Raw genomic sequence first — 15,228 nt, forward strand, 5'->3', positions numbered from 1 at the left:
TGCTTCGTCGAGCCTGACCCCACCTTCACCTACCCCGACATGAAAATCCTTGTCACTGGAGGCGCCGGCTTCATCGGCATGCACACGGCGCTGAGACTGCTCAACCGCGGCGACGAGGTCGTCTGCATCGACAACCTCAACGACTACTACACCCCCCAGCTCAAGCTCGATCGACTGGAAGCACTGCGGTCGGCCCACCCGGGGCTGCGCTTTGTCGAGCAGGACATCGCCGACCAGTCCGCGCTGGACAGGCTGTTCGCCAACGAAGGGTTCGAGACGGTCATTCACCTGGCGGCCCAGGCCGGGGTGCGCTACTCGATCACCAACCCGCACGCCTACGCGCATTCCAACCTGACAGGCTTTCTCAACATCCTCGAGGCCTGTCGCCACCACCGGGTCAAGCACCTGGTCTACGCCAGCAGCTCCAGCGTCTACGGCGGCAACACCAAGATCCCGTTCTCGGAGCGGGACTCGGTGGATCACCCTGTCAGCCTGTACGCAGCCACCAAGAAGGCCAACGAGCTGATGGCACACACCTACAGCCACCTCTACCAGCTGCCGACCACCGGGCTGCGCTTCTTCACGGTCTATGGGCCCTGGGGCAGGCCGGACATGGCGCCCTTCCTGTTCACAAAAGCCATCCTGGCGGGCAAGCCCATCACCGTGTTCAACCACGGCCAGATGATGCGCGACTTCACCTACATCGACGACATCGCCGATGGCGTGATCGCGGCGGCCGATCGCGTGCCGGATGGTCTGCCCGATTTCGACAAGGCCAACCCCGACCCCGGCAGCTCGTGGGCGCCTTACCGTGTCTTCAACATCGGCAACAGCGCACCCGTGGGGCTGATGGACTTCATCGCCACGTTGGAGTCGGCCCTGGGCATGAAGGCCACGCTCGACCTGCAGCCCATGGCTCCTGGAGACGTGCCCGCCACCTTCGCCGACATGTCCAACTTCGAGGCCTGGAGCCAGCGCACACCGCAGGTACAGCTGAAAGAGGGCATTGAAAGGTTCGTGGCGTGGTATCGCGCTTACCACCAGGTGTGATGGCGGCCACCCGGCCTCTGGCGACCAGGCGGCGCGGCAGCTTGCTGGCGTGGGCCATCGTGCCCATGTTGGCATTGGGGTGCCAGGCGCAAGACCCTCTGGCAGGTTTGCCGCGTCCAAAAACCTCGCCTCACCAGGCACAGTGGTTCGCCGAACAGCAGCCTTCACCCACCAGCCCGGCCCAGGCGCAAGCGGGCGACCTCGTCAGCAGTTGGCAAGGCCCATCCGGGCAAGGCATCCGCGTGGTCGTCAGGCTCCCCGTTGAGGACGCCAAGCGCCAGGTGCTCACGGTGCGCGCCGCGCGGCCGGACGAAGACGCCAGCCCTTTGCTGCAAGCCGCCCTGGATGCGGCCCGGCAAACAGGCGCGCAACGGATCGTGCTCGAAGGCAGCCGCTACCGGCTCCAGCTCAACGCCAAGTTGGCCGCCCACCTCATGATCGAAGGCCTGTCCGACCTGACGCTGGATGGACGAGGTGCGAGCCTGATCCTTTCGGGCATGGGTGACGGCATCCGCATCCGCCAATCCGAACGAGTGCGCCTGAGCAACCTGACCATCGGCTACGACGCACGCTGCTCTTCGCTGGCCGTGACCCGACGCGACGGCGACCGGGTGGTGCTGGTCGTGGACGCCCGCCACCCGGTGACGGCGAGCACACCGCTGCACCAGGTCACGGAGTACGACCGCGAGCAGCGGCAATGGGTGCCTGGCGGCAAGCGCGTCATCCTGCCCCCGGACAGTGCCACGCCTGCCACGCTGATCGCGCCACAGACCTACCACTCGACGGCCTTCAGCCGGCTGCCCGTCGGCAGCACCTTCGCGGTGTTCCACAGCTGGTACCAGGGTGCGGCGATCCGCATCGAAGACGAGCCCGGGCCCCAGCAGACCCAGGACGTCACCATCGATCACGTCAAGATCGCGTCGGGTCCCGGCATGGGTGTGCTCGCCTACGGGCTCAAGCGCGGCCTGGCGCTTGTGAACAGCCAGGTTCAGGCCGACGAAGAGCTCACCGGCAACCCGCTGAGCACGAACTACGACGCCCTGCATGTGTTGATTTCCGGCGGCGACACGCTCGTGCGCAACAACCTGTTTGCCGATCAGGGCGACGACGCCATCAACCTCAGCGCACCACAAAGCCCGATCGTGTCGGTGGACGAAGCAGGCGCGGGTCTGACCCTGTCGAAGTACTCTCGCTTCCTGCGCGCCGGGCAGGCCCTCACCCTGGTCGATCCGCAAGGCCAGGTGGCGGGCAACGCCACCCTCGCGCAAGGCCCCTTGGCCCGAGGTGGCCTGCTGAACCGGGTGGTGGTGACACCCGCCCTGCCAGAGGCCAAAGCGGGCTGGTCCATCCGCTCGCTGGCGCTCCAGGGGGGGCGCTTTGACATCGAAGGCAATCGCTTCGAGCGCTTCAATGGACACGCCGTGCTGGCGCAGCAGGCTCGGGGACGGGTTCACGCCAACCGCGTGAATGCGATCAACCGCAACGCGGTTCGGCTGCTCACAGACACTGGCCGCTGGAACGAGGGTGCAGGCGCGATCGATGTTGCCGTCACGGACAACCAATTCGACAACACCGCGATCGATGAGATCCCGGGCATCCCGTGGGCGGTCATCACCGCTTACGGCGGGGGCAAGAACGGCCTGGTCGAAGGGGCGGTCAACGCGGACCTGCTGATCGCACGCAACACGGTTCGCCGCGCCCAGCAAGGCTGCATCACCGTGGCAAACAGCCTCAGGGCAACCATCCAGGACAACACCTGTGTCGACACCAACCTGCGGACCCCACGATCGCCCAGCATCCAGGTCGATCGTTCCAGCCAGGTTGTCGTCAAAAGAAACCGTCGCCAGGGCGACAGCACCGGGGGCGTGACAGCCCGAGAAAGTCAGTCGACGCGCATCGAAGCCGATTGACGAGTGGCTTGCCGGTAGACCTCGAGGTAGCGTTCGAACACGGCATCGGGGCGGGTCTGCGCCAGCAGGGCTCGGGCGTCCCAAGCGGGTGTCGCACCGCTGTTCATCAAGCCGCGCATGCGAGCGCTCAGGGCGCCCGGCTCGCCCGGATCGAACAACCAAGCAGGGCTGACGCCACCCACCAGTTCGCGGATGGCGCCACGTGTGCTGCCAATGACTGGCACACCCTGGGCATAGGCCTCCAGCGCCGTCAGGCCAAAAGGTTCGTCCCAGATCGAGGGCACCACCAGCACATCGATGCCAGCGAGAAAAGCTTGCGGATTCACGTGCCCCACAAAGGTAACCGGCAGCCCCTTGGCGAGTTCGAGCAAGGGCGCCATCGCCTGCTCGCCCCCAGGGGGCTTGCCAGCCACCTGCAGGCTCCAGCCTCCAGTTGGCAGCTCACGGCAGGCGCGCAGCAGGGCCTCGATGCCCTTCTCGGTGACCAGGCGACCCAGGAATCCAAAGCGGATCGCGCCCTCGATGGGCCCACCACCAGCGGCTCGAGCCCCATCGGCGCCATGCACCGGGTTCCAGATCACGTGCCGTCGCTCTTCAGGCAGGTGCGCAAACAGCCCTGCGGCGAGGTGGCGGTCGAGCACCGAGCGCGAGACGGCGACAACGTGATCGATGTGCCGATGCTGCCCGCGTTTGACCACCGAGAATGCGGCGCAGGCGCGGTGCAGTTGCTCGCAACGCTCGCCGTCCTTGAACAGGGCCGCACGGATGCAAAGGAGGTCGTAGTCGTGCAGGGTGTGCACCACCGGCACCCCCTTGCGCTGGGCAACCTGCCAGACAAAAGGCGGCAACTCGACCATCGAGTGCGAGTGCACGACGTCGGGTCGGAACTCGTCAAGCACCCGCGCAAAGTCCGAAGCAATCAGCGCATTGAACAGGGTTGCAACCTTGTTGAGCTGACGCAGAGGCGCCGGCCGACTGACGGCGTCCCCGATCCAGATCGGATTGCGATGGGCGAAGGGGTAGACCGTCACACCATCCTGACAACGCGAGGTGCCGCCTGAGCGAGCGACATGGCAAACACCCACGGTGTGCCCACCGCGCACCGCAGACAAGGCCAGGGTTTCAGCGACTTTTTCAGCCCCGCCAACCGAATCAGGGGCGTACACCGAACTCAGGTGGAGGATGCGCATTGAGGGGAGATTCGAGGACGTGAGAACAATCGGTTCAACCTGCTCACCAACGGCTTTTCCAGCCAGAGGTGAAACACGACGGCAACAAGCAGGCAAGCGGCGCAGGCCAGCAAGAGCGTGACCCAGCCCAGGGGCCAGCCCAGAGAGCGAAACACCCAAGCGCACAACGCCAGGGTGAAGGGGTGCGAAAGGTACAGCGCATAAGACGCATCGCCCCCCAGCACCCCTGCGCGCATCCAGCGACCCGCCGCTGGCGGCGAGTCAGCCAAGGCTCCAGCCGCCACCAGGCACAAGGCGGGCAACCCCATCCACAGCGCGCGCTCCGGCACCAGCACGCCACCGTGAAAGCCGGTGGACGCCATCCACAAGCCAGCCAAACCAAGCAGGGCCAGCAAAGCGGCGGGCCCTGCCGAGAGTCGGAACCCGCGTTCATGCAAACTGCCTAGGGCCATGCCCAGCAGGAACTCGAAAACGATCGGGTTCAACCAGAACGAGGCCGGTGCTTGCACAGGGGCTGCCAGCCAGCCCACCAGACCACACGAAGCCACCAGCACCGCCGTGACCCACACCCCCACTGGCCTGGCAAACAGCAGGCCCAACGCGAACAGCACGTAGAAAAACACCTCATGGTTCAAGGTCCAGCCCAACGCCAGCAGCGGGAAGGCCTCGCCCTGCGAGTTGTCGACCGGGATGAACAGGTACGAGCCCAAGGCGTGCAAAGGCTCCAGCGCGGCGTTGGAAACCAGCCCAGGCGCGGCCACCACCACGGCCAGCATCAAGGTGGTGAAGAACCAGTAGGGTGGCACCACGCGCGTCAGGCGCTTGCGCAGAAAGCGCATCCAACCGCCAGGGCGGCCTGCGTCCTCGCGCGAGATCACGAACATGATGAAGCCGCTCAGCACGAAAAACACATCCACACCGCCGGCATAGAAGTTCGCCGCCCCCCCAGGGTGTCGATGCCAGCCGCCACCTTGTCCCGCGCGTGCCCGATCAGCACCAGCATCGCGGCCAACAGGCGGATCAGCTGCAGTTGATCAATGCGGTGTTGCATGGCCGTCCATGTCTGCAAGGCCTGGACCAGGCACCGAGCTGGCACGGCCTCGAACCACCGCGCCAGCGGGCACGTCGTCCATCACCAGGCAGCACGCGCCGATCGTGGCACCCGACCCCACGCGCACCCCCCCGGCGATCACCGACTGAGGGTAGACCACCACCCGGTCTTCGATGAAGGGGTAGTGGCTGCGGCCACGCCCCCGCCCCAAGGTCACGTTCTGATAAAGGGTCACCCCCTCACCAATGACCACCCCTGACCCCACCACCACCCCGACCGGGTGAGGCAGGCTCAAACCAGGACCGATCCGGGCATCGAGGTGAAGGTGACAGCCTGTGCGCACCACGTTGCGCTTGCAGAGCACCTGGGCAATGCGCTTGTGCCCGCGCGCCCACATGGCCTGCGCGACACGATGGTGGAACACCGCCGAGAACCCTGGGTGGTAGAGCATGGCGGAGACAAACCCACGCCAGCCCCCCTGCCCCCAGTTGGCTCGCAAATCCGCCGCCACCACCTCTGCCCAACTCATGTCCTGACCACCCCATCCACCTTGGACCCCATCATCCAGCGCCTGGCCAGCCTGTGACGGCCCAACCAAGCGGACACCTTCAATTCGATCCAGTGGTGTGACAGCCGGGCCACAACCCAGGCCGCCATGACCGACAGGCAGGCCAGGGACCACCAGGGCAACAGCGCATGCAGGGACGTGGCGACCCACAACTTGCCCAGCACGATCAGCACAAATGGATGCAGCAGGTACAGCGAGTACGAGGCATCGCCCAGGCGCACCAGGGGTGCCAGCAAACGGTGTCGGCTCAGCCCCAGCACCACCGGGCTGGCCACCACAGCGAGCAGGATCAGCGCCGCTGGGGCACCCCAGGCAGCCAGGCGCACGAAGTCATTGGGGGTGGGGCCGCTGGCGGTGGTCATGCCAAAAGGGTCCAGCGCCACCCACGACACGGCGATAGCGCCCAGGCAACACGCCCAGCCCCCACCCAGCCTGAGCCTGCCATGGGCATGCGCCATCCCCATCGCGGCCCCCACGACGAACTCGAGCACGATGGGGCGACTCCAGAAAAACAGCTGCCGATGCTCCGGCTCCAAAGCCACGCCCAGCGCCACCAGCGAGCCCATCCACAACGCCGTCCAGAGCACGACACGCTGCCTGACCAGGCACATCACCGCGGCCATGCTGACGTAAAACCACATCTCGTAGTTCAGCGTCCAGCCCAGCGTCAGCAGCGGGTATGGGGCAGCCCAGTCACCGAACACCGGGTAGGGCACAAAGGACATCGAAGTCAGCAAGGGCAGCCACACATCACGCCCCGCGGTGCTCGCACCGAACAGGAAAATCGGCAGGTAGGCGCACGTGGCCAGCCAGTAAAGCGGCACGACTCGGATCAGGCGGCGAACCATGAAGTCCAGACCCGCGCCGCTTTGCCCCATCACCTTGCGGGCCGACAACACGATGATGAAGCCGGAGATGCAGAAAAACAGGTCGACCCCGAGACCGCCGGCCCAAGCGAGCCAGGGCGAACGCGAATCGCCCACCGCTTTGGCCAGGCTGACGATGTGCTGCTGCAGGTGCCCGAAGAGCACGCACAGCGCGGCCACCGCCCGCAAGACCTGGACGCCTTGAATCGGTCCACCTGGTTGGCTCATCGCCCGCCCCCATCGGCGGGCGCGGCAGCTGCGCCGGCACCCGTGATGCGCACGCTGCTCAAGGCCTGGATGGCCCCCAGCCAGGCGTGGCGCTGCAGCAGGTTCATCAACACCCAGCAAAACAAGGCGCCCAGCAGGACGTGGCCCCACTGCATCACCTGCCCCGGCCACGCAACATCGGCAAGCAGGTACGGCGCCCCCACTGCCAGACCGGCCAGCACACCCGGCGCGATCGCGCGCAGCAGCTGCCCAGCCCCCATGCCCAGTTCAACGCACATGCGCTGGATCATCACGCAGGACACCAGCACCGCCACCACCGAATAAGCCATCACCAGGTGGGCCAGGCCATGCGAGACTGTCAACACGAAGGTGAGCCCCAAGGCCGAAGCATTGAGCACCCCGAGCAGGAAGTTTTCCCTGACCTTGCCGGCCTGCACCAGCACAGCGCCAGCGAGGGCCGCGATGGACTGGACCGCGCCCACCGGCGCCATCCACCAGATGAGGTCAAGCAGGCCATGCCAGCGTTCACCGAAGAACCAGTGAAGCGGCTCGTCGATCACGAAAACCATGGCCGCCACGAAGGGCCCTGAGAACAGGGCCGTGAGCGTGACAACGGCCAGCACGATGCGCTGCCTTTGATCCGGCGCACCATGAAACTTGGAAAGCGCCGACAACAGCACCCCGCTGGCAGGCCAGGAGATCAGCACCAGCGGGATGGTCATGAACTGATAGGCCATGCCATACAGCCCCAGGGCGGTGGCACCCAACACCGGCGCGATCACCAACCGATCGAGGTTGCGCCCCATGAAGGACAACAGGTTGGTGGCCAGCACCCAGCCACCGATGGCCAACAGCGGCCGCATCTCCGAGAAGGGTCCCGCGTGCGCGTAACGCCGCCATGCCTGGAGGTTGAAACCCAGCGCTCGCACCGCCTGCAGCACAACGTGGAAGGCGAGCACCGCGGCCAGCCCCGCCTGCATCGCGATCAGAACCAGGAATGCGACGATGGCCATCAACAGCGCCACGCCATCGGTCAAAGAGACTTGCCCATAAGCCATCTCACGCTCCAGCAAAGCGCGAGGGCCTGTTGCCCAGATCGCCAAGGCGGTGACCAGCGCAAACGACAGCAGCACGGGGGTCAGACCGGGCAAGCGCACCCAGGCCTCCATGGGCGTGGCGATCAAGGCCAGCAAGCCGCCCGCCGCCAGGCCGAGCCAGGCCAGGAAGGACAAAGCGCGCGCCTGCGTGCGCGGCGTCAGATCCGGATGGCGCACCAACGCGCTGCTCAGGCCCAGGTCGGTCAGCAAAGTGACCAGCGCCATCAAGGGGATGGCGAAGGTGACCAAACCATAGTCACCCGGCGCGATGTGCCTGCCCACCAGCACGGAGACGATCAGGGACACGGCCGCTTTGGCCATGTTCAGCAACGTCATCAACGCCATGCTGCGAAACAACATCACCTGCTCCCAGAGTGGCCAGCGCTCAGGCGGCCTGAGCCTGCCGCGCCATCACCGAACGGTAAAGCTCCAGGTAGCGACTGGCGACCTGGGGTGGCGTGGTCTCGGACAGGACGTGCAGGAAGCGATCCTTGCCAGGCAGGCTTTCCCTGCCCACCTGCATGATCCGGCTCATGCGCGCTTTCAGCGCTGCCGCGTCGTTGGGTGGGTAGAGCCAATCGGTGTTGTCCGTGCCGATCAGGTCGGGGATGCCCCCCGAGTCAGCGCCGATGACGGGCACCCCTGCTGCATAAGCCTCCAGGATGGTGCGCGGCAACGGTTCGGCCCAGATGGACGGCACGATGAGCACATCGATCTGATCGAACAGCTCCTTGGGCTGGATGAAGCCCACGAAATCGACCGGCATGCCCGCCGCACGCGGCTTCAGCGAGTCGCTCTCCGAAGGCTCCTTGCCCGCCACGATCAGGCGCCACCCTTCGGAGGGCAGCAAGCGACAGGCGTCGAGCATGACGCCCACCCCCTTTTCGATGTTGATGCGCCCCAGGTAGCCAAAGGTGATGGGTTTGCCAGCCATGCTGGGCTTGACGTAGTCGCTGCCGATGCCTTCGACCACCGCCGGGTTCCAGATCACGCGACGATGTTGACTGGGCACGTGCGAGAAGTAGCCCAGGTCGAGGTGCGACTGCAGGATGCCCGCGCCAACGCCCACGACCGCATCCACGCAATGGTGGTGCTTTTCCTTCATGAAGGTGAACGCCTTGCACTTGAGGTGGCGCTTCTCGCAGCGCTTGCCGTCCTTGAACATCGCGGCGTTGCCGCACACCAGGTCGAAGTCGCGCAACGTGTGCACGATGGGCAGGCCCCGCTCTTTGGCCGCCAACCAGACGCGGGTCGAAACATCAAGCAGCGAGTGGGTGTGCACCACGTCCGGCTTGAAGTCGTCGATCACGCGCAGGAAGTGGTCTTCGATGCGGACATTGAACTGCTGCTTGAAGCGGCGCACACCGCGCTCAAGCACGGTGTGCTCTGGCCACTCCTCCGGCCAGAAGTCCGTCTCATGGGGCATGCGGTAGACCTTGACGCCGTTGCGCACCTCTTCTTCCCACCCATCGGGCGTGATGCAGGCCGCAGCCACTTCATGCCCCGCCGCCACCAGGGCTTCGGACAGCAACGCGACCGACTTCTCGGCCCCGCCCATGATCCGAGGCGGGTACAACATGCTCAGGTGAAGGATTCTCATCCCTTGGCTCCTTTGCCGCTTGGGTGCGAGTCACCGCCTGCGGTCTGCGTGAAGGGGGTGGAGCGCGCCACCTGCCCGACGACGTCGAGCAGGGCTTGCGCGCTGCGCCCCCAGGTGAAGTGAGCGCCGCGCGCCAGGCCCTGCGCGGCCAAGTCGCCCAGCCCGGCCTCGTCATGGGTGGCACGCAACACCAGCGTGGCCAGGGCACCGGCGTCGCGCGGATCAAAGAACCAGGCAGCCTGGCCGCACACCTCGCGCACCGGCGCGATGTCAGACGCCAGCACCGGGCAGCCGGCCAGCATGGCCTCCAGAGGCGGGATGCCAAAACCCTCGTACAGGCTCGGAAAGACCAGGGCCCTTGCCTGCCTGAGCAGGCCCGCCACCTCTTCGTCGGTGAGTCGGCCGGTGGTGCGCACGTTGGGCGGCAGCTCGCTGCTGGCCGCACCGAACACGCTCAGGTCAAGGGAGCCAACGATGACGAAGGGCCAGTCCTTCAAGCGCGCATCGGCAAACGCCTTGATCGCGGTTTGCAGGTTCTTGTTGGGCGCAGGCGAGCCGATGAACAAGAAAAAACCCCGATCACGCAGGCCCAGTCGCTCGACCACGCTGTCATCGGGGCTCACCCGCCCCAGGTGCTCACCACCGTTGTGGATGACAGCGATGTCCTGGCGACGAAGGCCCAGCACCTCGGCCAGCTCGGCACGCGAAAACTCGGACACCGTGCACACGCGGCTGCGCCAGGCCAGCATGCGCCCCAGCATGCGGTGAAAGAAGGCGTATGCCCGCGTGAAGTTGGCAGGCGTGCGGTACACCGCCGCATCGTGGATCACCGACAGGCTGCGCCCCCGCAGCACAGGCCCGCCATTGGCCAGGTTGACCAGGATGTCATCGGGCGCGGCATGACGACGCAAGAGCTGATCCCAGGCGTGACCAGGCTTGTCCTCGAACTGGCGAAGGCGGATGGCTTGGTAGGTGGGCAGGTCGCGGGCGCCCGCGGGCACCCAAAGCTCCCAGGCCAGGCCCTGGGCACTGGCTGGGTGCTCGTTGAGGTGCTTGTCGACGGCGGCCAGCAGCTCGCGGCAAAACCGTTGCACGCCGCTGGTGGACTGGGTCAGGAAGCGGCCGTTGACGCAAACGCGCACCGAGGATCGGCTTTCTCCGCTCATCTGGCCGCTCCCGCCAGGTCGCCATAGATCGACAACAAGCCCTCGCTGGTGCGGTCGATCAGGTAGCGCTCCACAAAGCGCCGCCGACCTTGCGCCCCCATCTCCCGCAAGCGCTCATCGGAGGCGTCCAGCAACAGCTGCTGCAGCCGCTTGTCGTCACCCACTGGAAACAGGTGCCCGGTGTCGGGCGTGACGATCTCAACCAAGCCGCCCACCTCCGAGGCGAAAACAGGCTTGGCCGCGCGCATGGCCTCGATGGCGACGAGCCCGAAGCCCTCCCACCGAGAGGGCATCACCACGACGTCACAGGCGGCCATCTGTGCGGCCACCTGATCCTGGCTCATCCAACCCAGGAACGTCACGTGCGGCAAGGAGGCGTCGTGCTGCGGGTCGGTCGCACCCACCACCGCTTCGCCCACCACCTTGACACACACATGCTCCTGCAAACCCTGCACGGCCTGCAGCAAGACATCGATGCCCTTTTGCCGATCCAGCCGCCCCACAAAGAGCACTTTCAAGCGCGCATCGTCCCAGGCAGCAGGTCGCACATCGGGCCGATCGCGCAGCCCGTTGGGCACCACCGTGATCTTGTCCTCGCGAATGCCGGCCTCGATGCCTTTGACGCGTTCGGACTCGGAAATCGCCACGATGCGCTGACACCGGTGCGACAACACACGCTCGACCTGTTGCTCCAAGGTGCGCACCAATCGCGGCTGCTCGACATCGAAGACCCACCCATGCGGGCAATACACGATCGGTGGCCAGCGCAGCACTTGCGCGATCGAGCGCACAACGAGACCGGCAAACGTGGAGTGCGCATGGATCACATCGGGCTGCCAAGCCTTGATTTCGCGCAGCACCGCAGACGCCAGTTTCGGCAAGCCCTGGAGACGACCGGGTCGGTCAAACAGGCTCAGGCTGGCGGGCTCGATTCGGGACAGGTGGGCCACGTGCTGAGCGGGCACCACACAACGGACCTGTGCCAACCCCAGCGCCTCTTGCTGAAGCGGCACGATCTCGTTGAGGTAAGTGCCACAACCTCCCCAAATGCTCTCTGCGACGTGCAACACCTTCATGACTTCACCCTGCCCGCCATGTTCAAACTGGCCGCCTTCGTGCCCCAGAGGCGATCACCGAATCGCCTTCCCACCTCGATGGCCGGGGCCTCGATCCACCGCTTTGCCAAGTCGGCCACCGCCCAGGTGAACCCCAGCGTGACCGCCACCTGGGCCAGCAGGTGAACCACGAACACATCGCCCGCAATGGCCGTGCCAAGCGCCATGCCCAGATCCAGCCCGATCGGGTGAAACAGGTAAACGGAATAGCTCAAAGCGCCAGCACGCAGCCAGAACGGGTGCACCAACACCTGACGCGACACGCACCACAGGAACAGCGCCATGCCCCCCAGGCAACCCAGCACCGCGGCCAACACGGACTCGGTGTGTGAGGCATCGTCGAACGCAATGCCCCAGACCAGTGGGGTGATCACCAGCAGCACCGCCAACAAACAAGCCACCACACGGCCCGCACCCGGCAAGCGCTCAAGAAAGCACAATCGACAGCAGGCCCCAAACCACATGTAGGCCAGATACAGCAACAGCGTGACCGGCGCACCCGAGCGCCCCTGCGCGCGCAGCCCGGCGCCCACCAAAGCCAGCGCGCAGAAAATCACCACCAGCGCCACGCACCAACGCAGCGAACGCAGGCCGCCCAGCATGAACACCACCACCGTGGTGGCGTAGAAGACGAGCTCCACAAACAGCGTCCAGTACACCCCCAGGACCTCCTTGTGGCCCAGCACCTTCGGCAGCATGGTGAGGTTGGCCAGCACCTGTGGCAACGTGAAGCTCACGTCCTTGAGGTGAGGCAGGCACAGCACAGACAGCAGCAGCGACAGCCAGTAAGCGGGGTACAGGCGAAAGAAGCGCGAGGTCGCGAATCGACCCACCGCCCCAGGCGCGCGATAGCTGTAAGGAACGATGAACCCGCTGATGAGGAAGAACGCCACCACACCAACCTTGCCCAGGTCGATCACGCCATGCAGGAACACCAAGTGCTCGCTCAACCACGGCCAGGCAGAGGCTGGCTTCACCAGGTACTCAACCAGGTGCTGATAGAGGACCAGCAAGGCCGCCAGGCCCCGCAGCCCATCAAGGTGCGCCAGTCGATTGTGCATGTCGCTTGAGCCAAAGGTGACTGAACCAGCCGACGACAAAGAAGGCCGCGTAGATCTTCAAGGTCGACAAGCCGATCAGGGAGTACAGCGTGCCCTGCGCGTAGCCGTAAATGAACTGCGTGAGCATGGCCGCAGGCAGCAGCACCATGAATGGGTTGCCCGAAAGCAGGCGCCAGCGGAAAAATCCGATCAGACCGCCCAGAACCGCCCCCATCGCCACCACGATGACCAGCAAACCCAGGTGGCCAAACATCACCAGCGCGTAGGCCTCGCTCACCATGGTGGGCGTGACCCAGCCGGAGTTGGCAAAGAACGAGCGGTGCATGGCCGAGGGCGCGTGCTTTTCGATGAAGTAAAACGGGCCCATGCGTTCCCTGAGTGCATACGTGGCCGCGGGGTTGGCTGTCAGGCTGCCGAGCGTCTTGGACGCCTCCTGGGCATCAAAGCGCAGCCAGTCGCCATGCTCTCGCACCGCCACATGCCACAGCTGTCCCTGGCCAGCCGCCCGGCCCAGCAGGCGTTCGGCGGTCTGTGCCGCAGACAAGACGCCGCCACCCGAATAGATGTAGACCGTCACCGCCAGCACCGATGCCACAGCCAGCACCGCGCCAGGCAACAGGCGCAACAAGGCCCGACCACCTGAGTGCACGCCCAGCATGAACGCAGGCGCTGAAAAGATGATCGCCGCGATGAGGATGTTGAAGAATTTGTCGGCGAACAAGAACGTCACCGCCAGGTAGGCCACGAACACAGCTTGGTGGGCGAAGCGACAACGGCGCTCTGCAGCCAGCGCAGCACCAGCGCCCATGAAACCGGCGATGACATATTTCAATGTCAGCACGTTGATGACGATGACATCGGCGGCGGCCCGGTAGGCAAATCGATCGGCCCCAGACAACAAAGGAAAGCCGGTGACGGCACCACGGAGGAACAGGTAGACCACCAGCACACCGACGATGGTGACGCTGAGGTAGGCCATCGGCCCGCTCAGTCGCACCACTTGGCCCGGTGGGGGCGACGGCCACCTCGAGATCGCAGCACGCGTCGCAACCGTGGCAGCCAACACAAACACCACCCCGATCACCGCGAACGCCACCCCGCCCGCCGAGGGCTCGCCAAACATGCCGAGCTCCTTCATTGACGCACCCGACTCGATGGCCGCCAGCGACACCAGCACGGCCACGTGCAACAGCGCGATCGGCGCGATCAGGGCGCTGGCGCCCCGCAAGCGCCACATCAGGTTGCCCACCACCACCCCATACGCGAGCGTGGCCAGCACAGTGAACAAGGGGTGGGGCTCCACCAGGGCCAACAACAACAACCCCAGCAGCGAGGCGGTGCCGTAGATCATGGACATGGGCCAACGTTCGGCCCCCGGCGAGCGCACCATGACCACGCCTGCGTTCACGCCCAGAGCGCCCATGCTCATCGATCGTTGAGCATCACCCCGGCCAAGGCCGTGGGCGATTTGTCGATGGCATCGAGCAAGCCCTTGAGCGCCTTGACCTTGGTGCCATGGCGCCGAGAGACCACCAGGCACGAACCCGCTTTCATGGCGGTGATGCGCGCGTCGGCACCCAGGCTGGATGCAGGCGTGTCCACGATGACCTGGTCGAAACGCTGCAGCAAGTCCCTGAGCAACAGCGTGAAGCCCGGCTTGGCGATCAGCTCGTTCGGGTTGGGCGGCTCGATGCCCGCCGGCAGCACGTACAAGCTGGGCAGGCCAGGCACGTCGTAGATGAAATCCTGGTGTGTCAAACCAGCCAACACATTGCTCAGACCAACCCGGTCAGGCACGTCGAAGATCTTGTGCACCCTGGGGGATCGAAGGTCGGCATCAACGATGAGCGTGCGCAAACCCAGCTGGCTGAACGCAATCGCCAGGTTCACCGCCACGAAGGTTTTGCCATCGCCCACTTCCGGGCTGAGCACCGCCAAAGCACGTTTGGCCTCGCCCTCTGCGGGACCCAGGCCCAGCAGCTTGCTGCGCAAATCGCGAAACACCTCGGCAGCCGCTGAAAACGGCGACGCCGCCACCACCAACTCTGCACTGAGGCTGCGCACCCGCGCTTCACCGTACGGGTAGTCAAACTGGAACGACAAGGCGCGACGCACGTCCTCACCGCTGGCCAACTGCAGCGCCACGGCAGCCTCGCCAAACTTCAAGTCATTTTTGCGCTGGTAAATCAGGATCTGTTCGACCTGCTCATCGCTCAGGTTGCGGGCTTCTCGGATGAAGCCACCAATGGACCTGCTAGCGCGAGAAGGATCGCTGGCCGAAGCAACGGGATGCATCAGCGGCTGCGCGAAAGGCTCGTCTGAGGTG

The 15,228-nt window shown here is 65.4% G+C and carries 14 protein-coding genes; 2 read left to right on the forward strand and 12 right to left on the reverse strand.

Features of this window, described 5'->3' with window-relative positions:
• Nucleotides 1-39: 39 nt before the first annotated feature.
• The gene (locus ABG80_RS10065) at nt 40-1,050 is read left to right on the forward strand and encodes an NAD-dependent epimerase (RefSeq protein WP_058087562.1); all 1,011 of its coding nucleotides are present in this window, start codon (nt 40-42) and stop codon (nt 1,048-1,050) included.
• Nucleotides 1,050-2,960 carry a hypothetical protein gene (locus tag ABG80_RS10070; protein WP_160322506.1) on the forward strand — a complete coding sequence of 637 codons (1,911 nt, stop codon included), beginning with the start codon at nt 1,050-1,052 and terminating at the stop codon, nt 2,958-2,960. Before ABG80_RS10065 ends, ABG80_RS10070 begins: the two co-directional genes overlap by 1 nt.
• Here the strand turns inward: ABG80_RS10070 and ABG80_RS10075 are convergent.
• From ABG80_RS10075 to ABG80_RS10125, 12 genes are read right to left on the reverse strand one after another with little or no spacing between them, the layout of a single operon-like run.
• Nucleotides 2,933-4,150, reverse strand: coding sequence for a glycosyltransferase family 4 protein (locus ABG80_RS10075; RefSeq protein WP_058087564.1), 1,218 nt, complete (start codon nt 4,148-4,150; stop codon nt 2,933-2,935). The genes ABG80_RS10070 and ABG80_RS10075 overlap by 28 nt on opposite strands.
• The gene (locus tag ABG80_RS10080; protein WP_083505987.1) at nt 4,132-5,067 is read right to left on the reverse strand and encodes an acyltransferase family protein; all 936 of its coding nucleotides are present in this window, start codon (nt 5,065-5,067) and stop codon (nt 4,132-4,134) included. Before ABG80_RS10080 ends, ABG80_RS10075 begins: the two co-directional genes overlap by 19 nt.
• Nucleotides 5,046-5,201 carry a hypothetical protein gene (locus ABG80_RS22690; protein ID WP_160322507.1) on the reverse strand — a complete coding sequence of 52 codons (156 nt, stop codon included), beginning with the start codon at nt 5,199-5,201 and terminating at the stop codon, nt 5,046-5,048. The genes ABG80_RS10080 and ABG80_RS22690 overlap by 22 nt, the downstream gene beginning before the upstream one ends.
• Nucleotides 5,185-5,730, reverse strand: a complete 546-nt coding sequence (locus ABG80_RS10085) for a serine O-acetyltransferase (protein WP_058087566.1) — start codon at nt 5,728-5,730, stop codon at nt 5,185-5,187. The genes ABG80_RS22690 and ABG80_RS10085 overlap by 17 nt, the downstream gene beginning before the upstream one ends.
• Complete coding sequence (locus ABG80_RS10090) at nt 5,727-6,863, reverse strand: acyltransferase family protein (RefSeq protein WP_083505988.1); 1,137 nt, start codon at nt 6,861-6,863, stop codon at nt 5,727-5,729. The genes ABG80_RS10085 and ABG80_RS10090 overlap by 4 nt, the downstream gene beginning before the upstream one ends.
• Nucleotides 6,860-8,320, reverse strand: coding sequence for an oligosaccharide flippase family protein (locus ABG80_RS10095; RefSeq protein WP_058087568.1), 1,461 nt, complete (start codon nt 8,318-8,320; stop codon nt 6,860-6,862). The genes ABG80_RS10090 and ABG80_RS10095 overlap by 4 nt, the downstream gene beginning before the upstream one ends.
• A gap of 25 nt (nt 8,321-8,345) precedes the next feature.
• Nucleotides 8,346-9,560 (reverse strand): glycosyltransferase family 4 protein, encoded by a 1,215-nt coding sequence (locus ABG80_RS10100; RefSeq protein ID WP_058087569.1) that lies wholly within the window; start codon nt 9,558-9,560, stop codon nt 8,346-8,348.
• Complete coding sequence (locus ABG80_RS10105; protein WP_058087570.1) at nt 9,557-10,726, reverse strand: glycosyltransferase family 4 protein; 1,170 nt, start codon at nt 10,724-10,726, stop codon at nt 9,557-9,559. Before ABG80_RS10105 ends, ABG80_RS10100 begins: the two co-directional genes overlap by 4 nt.
• The gene (locus ABG80_RS10110) at nt 10,723-11,802 is read right to left on the reverse strand and encodes a glycosyltransferase family 4 protein (protein ID WP_058087571.1); all 1,080 of its coding nucleotides are present in this window, start codon (nt 11,800-11,802) and stop codon (nt 10,723-10,725) included. Before ABG80_RS10110 ends, ABG80_RS10105 begins: the two co-directional genes overlap by 4 nt.
• Nucleotides 11,799-12,902, reverse strand: a complete 1,104-nt coding sequence (locus ABG80_RS10115; RefSeq protein WP_058087572.1) for an acyltransferase family protein — start codon at nt 12,900-12,902, stop codon at nt 11,799-11,801. The genes ABG80_RS10110 and ABG80_RS10115 overlap by 4 nt, the downstream gene beginning before the upstream one ends.
• Complete coding sequence (locus tag ABG80_RS10120; protein WP_152987561.1) at nt 12,877-14,331, reverse strand: DUF6418 domain-containing protein; 1,455 nt, start codon at nt 14,329-14,331, stop codon at nt 12,877-12,879. The genes ABG80_RS10115 and ABG80_RS10120 overlap by 26 nt, the downstream gene beginning before the upstream one ends.
• Nucleotides 14,328-15,197: a polysaccharide biosynthesis tyrosine autokinase gene (locus tag ABG80_RS10125; protein WP_160322508.1), complete on the reverse strand. Its 870-nt coding sequence runs from the start codon at nt 15,195-15,197 to the stop codon at nt 14,328-14,330. The genes ABG80_RS10120 and ABG80_RS10125 overlap by 4 nt, the downstream gene beginning before the upstream one ends.
• Nucleotides 15,198-15,228 lie beyond the last annotated feature (31 nt).

The sequence above is a fragment of the Aquabacterium parvum genome, assembly GCF_001447195.1.
GTDB lineage: Bacteria > Pseudomonadota > Gammaproteobacteria > Burkholderiales > Burkholderiaceae_C > Aquabacterium > Aquabacterium parvum.

What these genes read in the sequence shown, in the direction of transcription:
- ABG80_RS10065 (WP_058087562.1), top strand. Translation starts at nt 40, where the DNA reads ATGAAAATCCTTGTCACTGGAGGCGCCGGCTTCATCGGCATGCACACG.
- ABG80_RS10070 (WP_160322506.1), top strand. Translation starts at nt 1,050, where the DNA reads ATGGCGGCCACCCGGCCTCTGGCGACCAGGCGGCGCGGCAGCTTGCTG.
- ABG80_RS10075 (WP_058087564.1), bottom strand. Translation starts at nt 4,150, where the DNA reads ATGCGCATCCTCCACCTGAGTTCGGTGTACGCCCCTGATTCGGTTGGC.
- ABG80_RS22690 (WP_160322507.1), bottom strand. Translation starts at nt 5,201, where the DNA reads ATGCAACACCGCATTGATCAACTGCAGCTGATCCGCCTGTTGGCCGCG.
- ABG80_RS10085 (WP_058087566.1), bottom strand. Translation starts at nt 5,730, where the DNA reads ATGAGTTGGGCAGAGGTGGTGGCGGCGGATTTGCGAGCCAACTGGGGG.
- ABG80_RS10090 (WP_083505988.1), bottom strand. Translation starts at nt 6,863, where the DNA reads ATGAGCCAACCAGGTGGACCGATTCAAGGCGTCCAGGTCTTGCGGGCG.
- ABG80_RS10095 (WP_058087568.1), bottom strand. Translation starts at nt 8,320, where the DNA reads ATGTTGTTTCGCAGCATGGCGTTGATGACGTTGCTGAACATGGCCAAA.
- ABG80_RS10100 (WP_058087569.1), bottom strand. Translation starts at nt 9,560, where the DNA reads ATGAGAATCCTTCACCTGAGCATGTTGTACCCGCCTCGGATCATGGGC.
- ABG80_RS10105 (WP_058087570.1), bottom strand. Translation starts at nt 10,726, where the DNA reads ATGAGCGGAGAAAGCCGATCCTCGGTGCGCGTTTGCGTCAACGGCCGC.
- ABG80_RS10110 (WP_058087571.1), bottom strand. Translation starts at nt 11,802, where the DNA reads ATGAAGGTGTTGCACGTCGCAGAGAGCATTTGGGGAGGTTGTGGCACT.
- ABG80_RS10115 (WP_058087572.1), bottom strand. Translation starts at nt 12,902, where the DNA reads ATGCACAATCGACTGGCGCACCTTGATGGGCTGCGGGGCCTGGCGGCC.
- ABG80_RS10120 (WP_152987561.1), bottom strand. Translation starts at nt 14,331, where the DNA reads ATGAGCATGGGCGCTCTGGGCGTGAACGCAGGCGTGGTCATGGTGCGC.
- ABG80_RS10125 (WP_160322508.1), bottom strand. Translation starts at nt 15,197, where the DNA reads ATGCATCCCGTTGCTTCGGCCAGCGATCCTTCTCGCGCTAGCAGGTCC.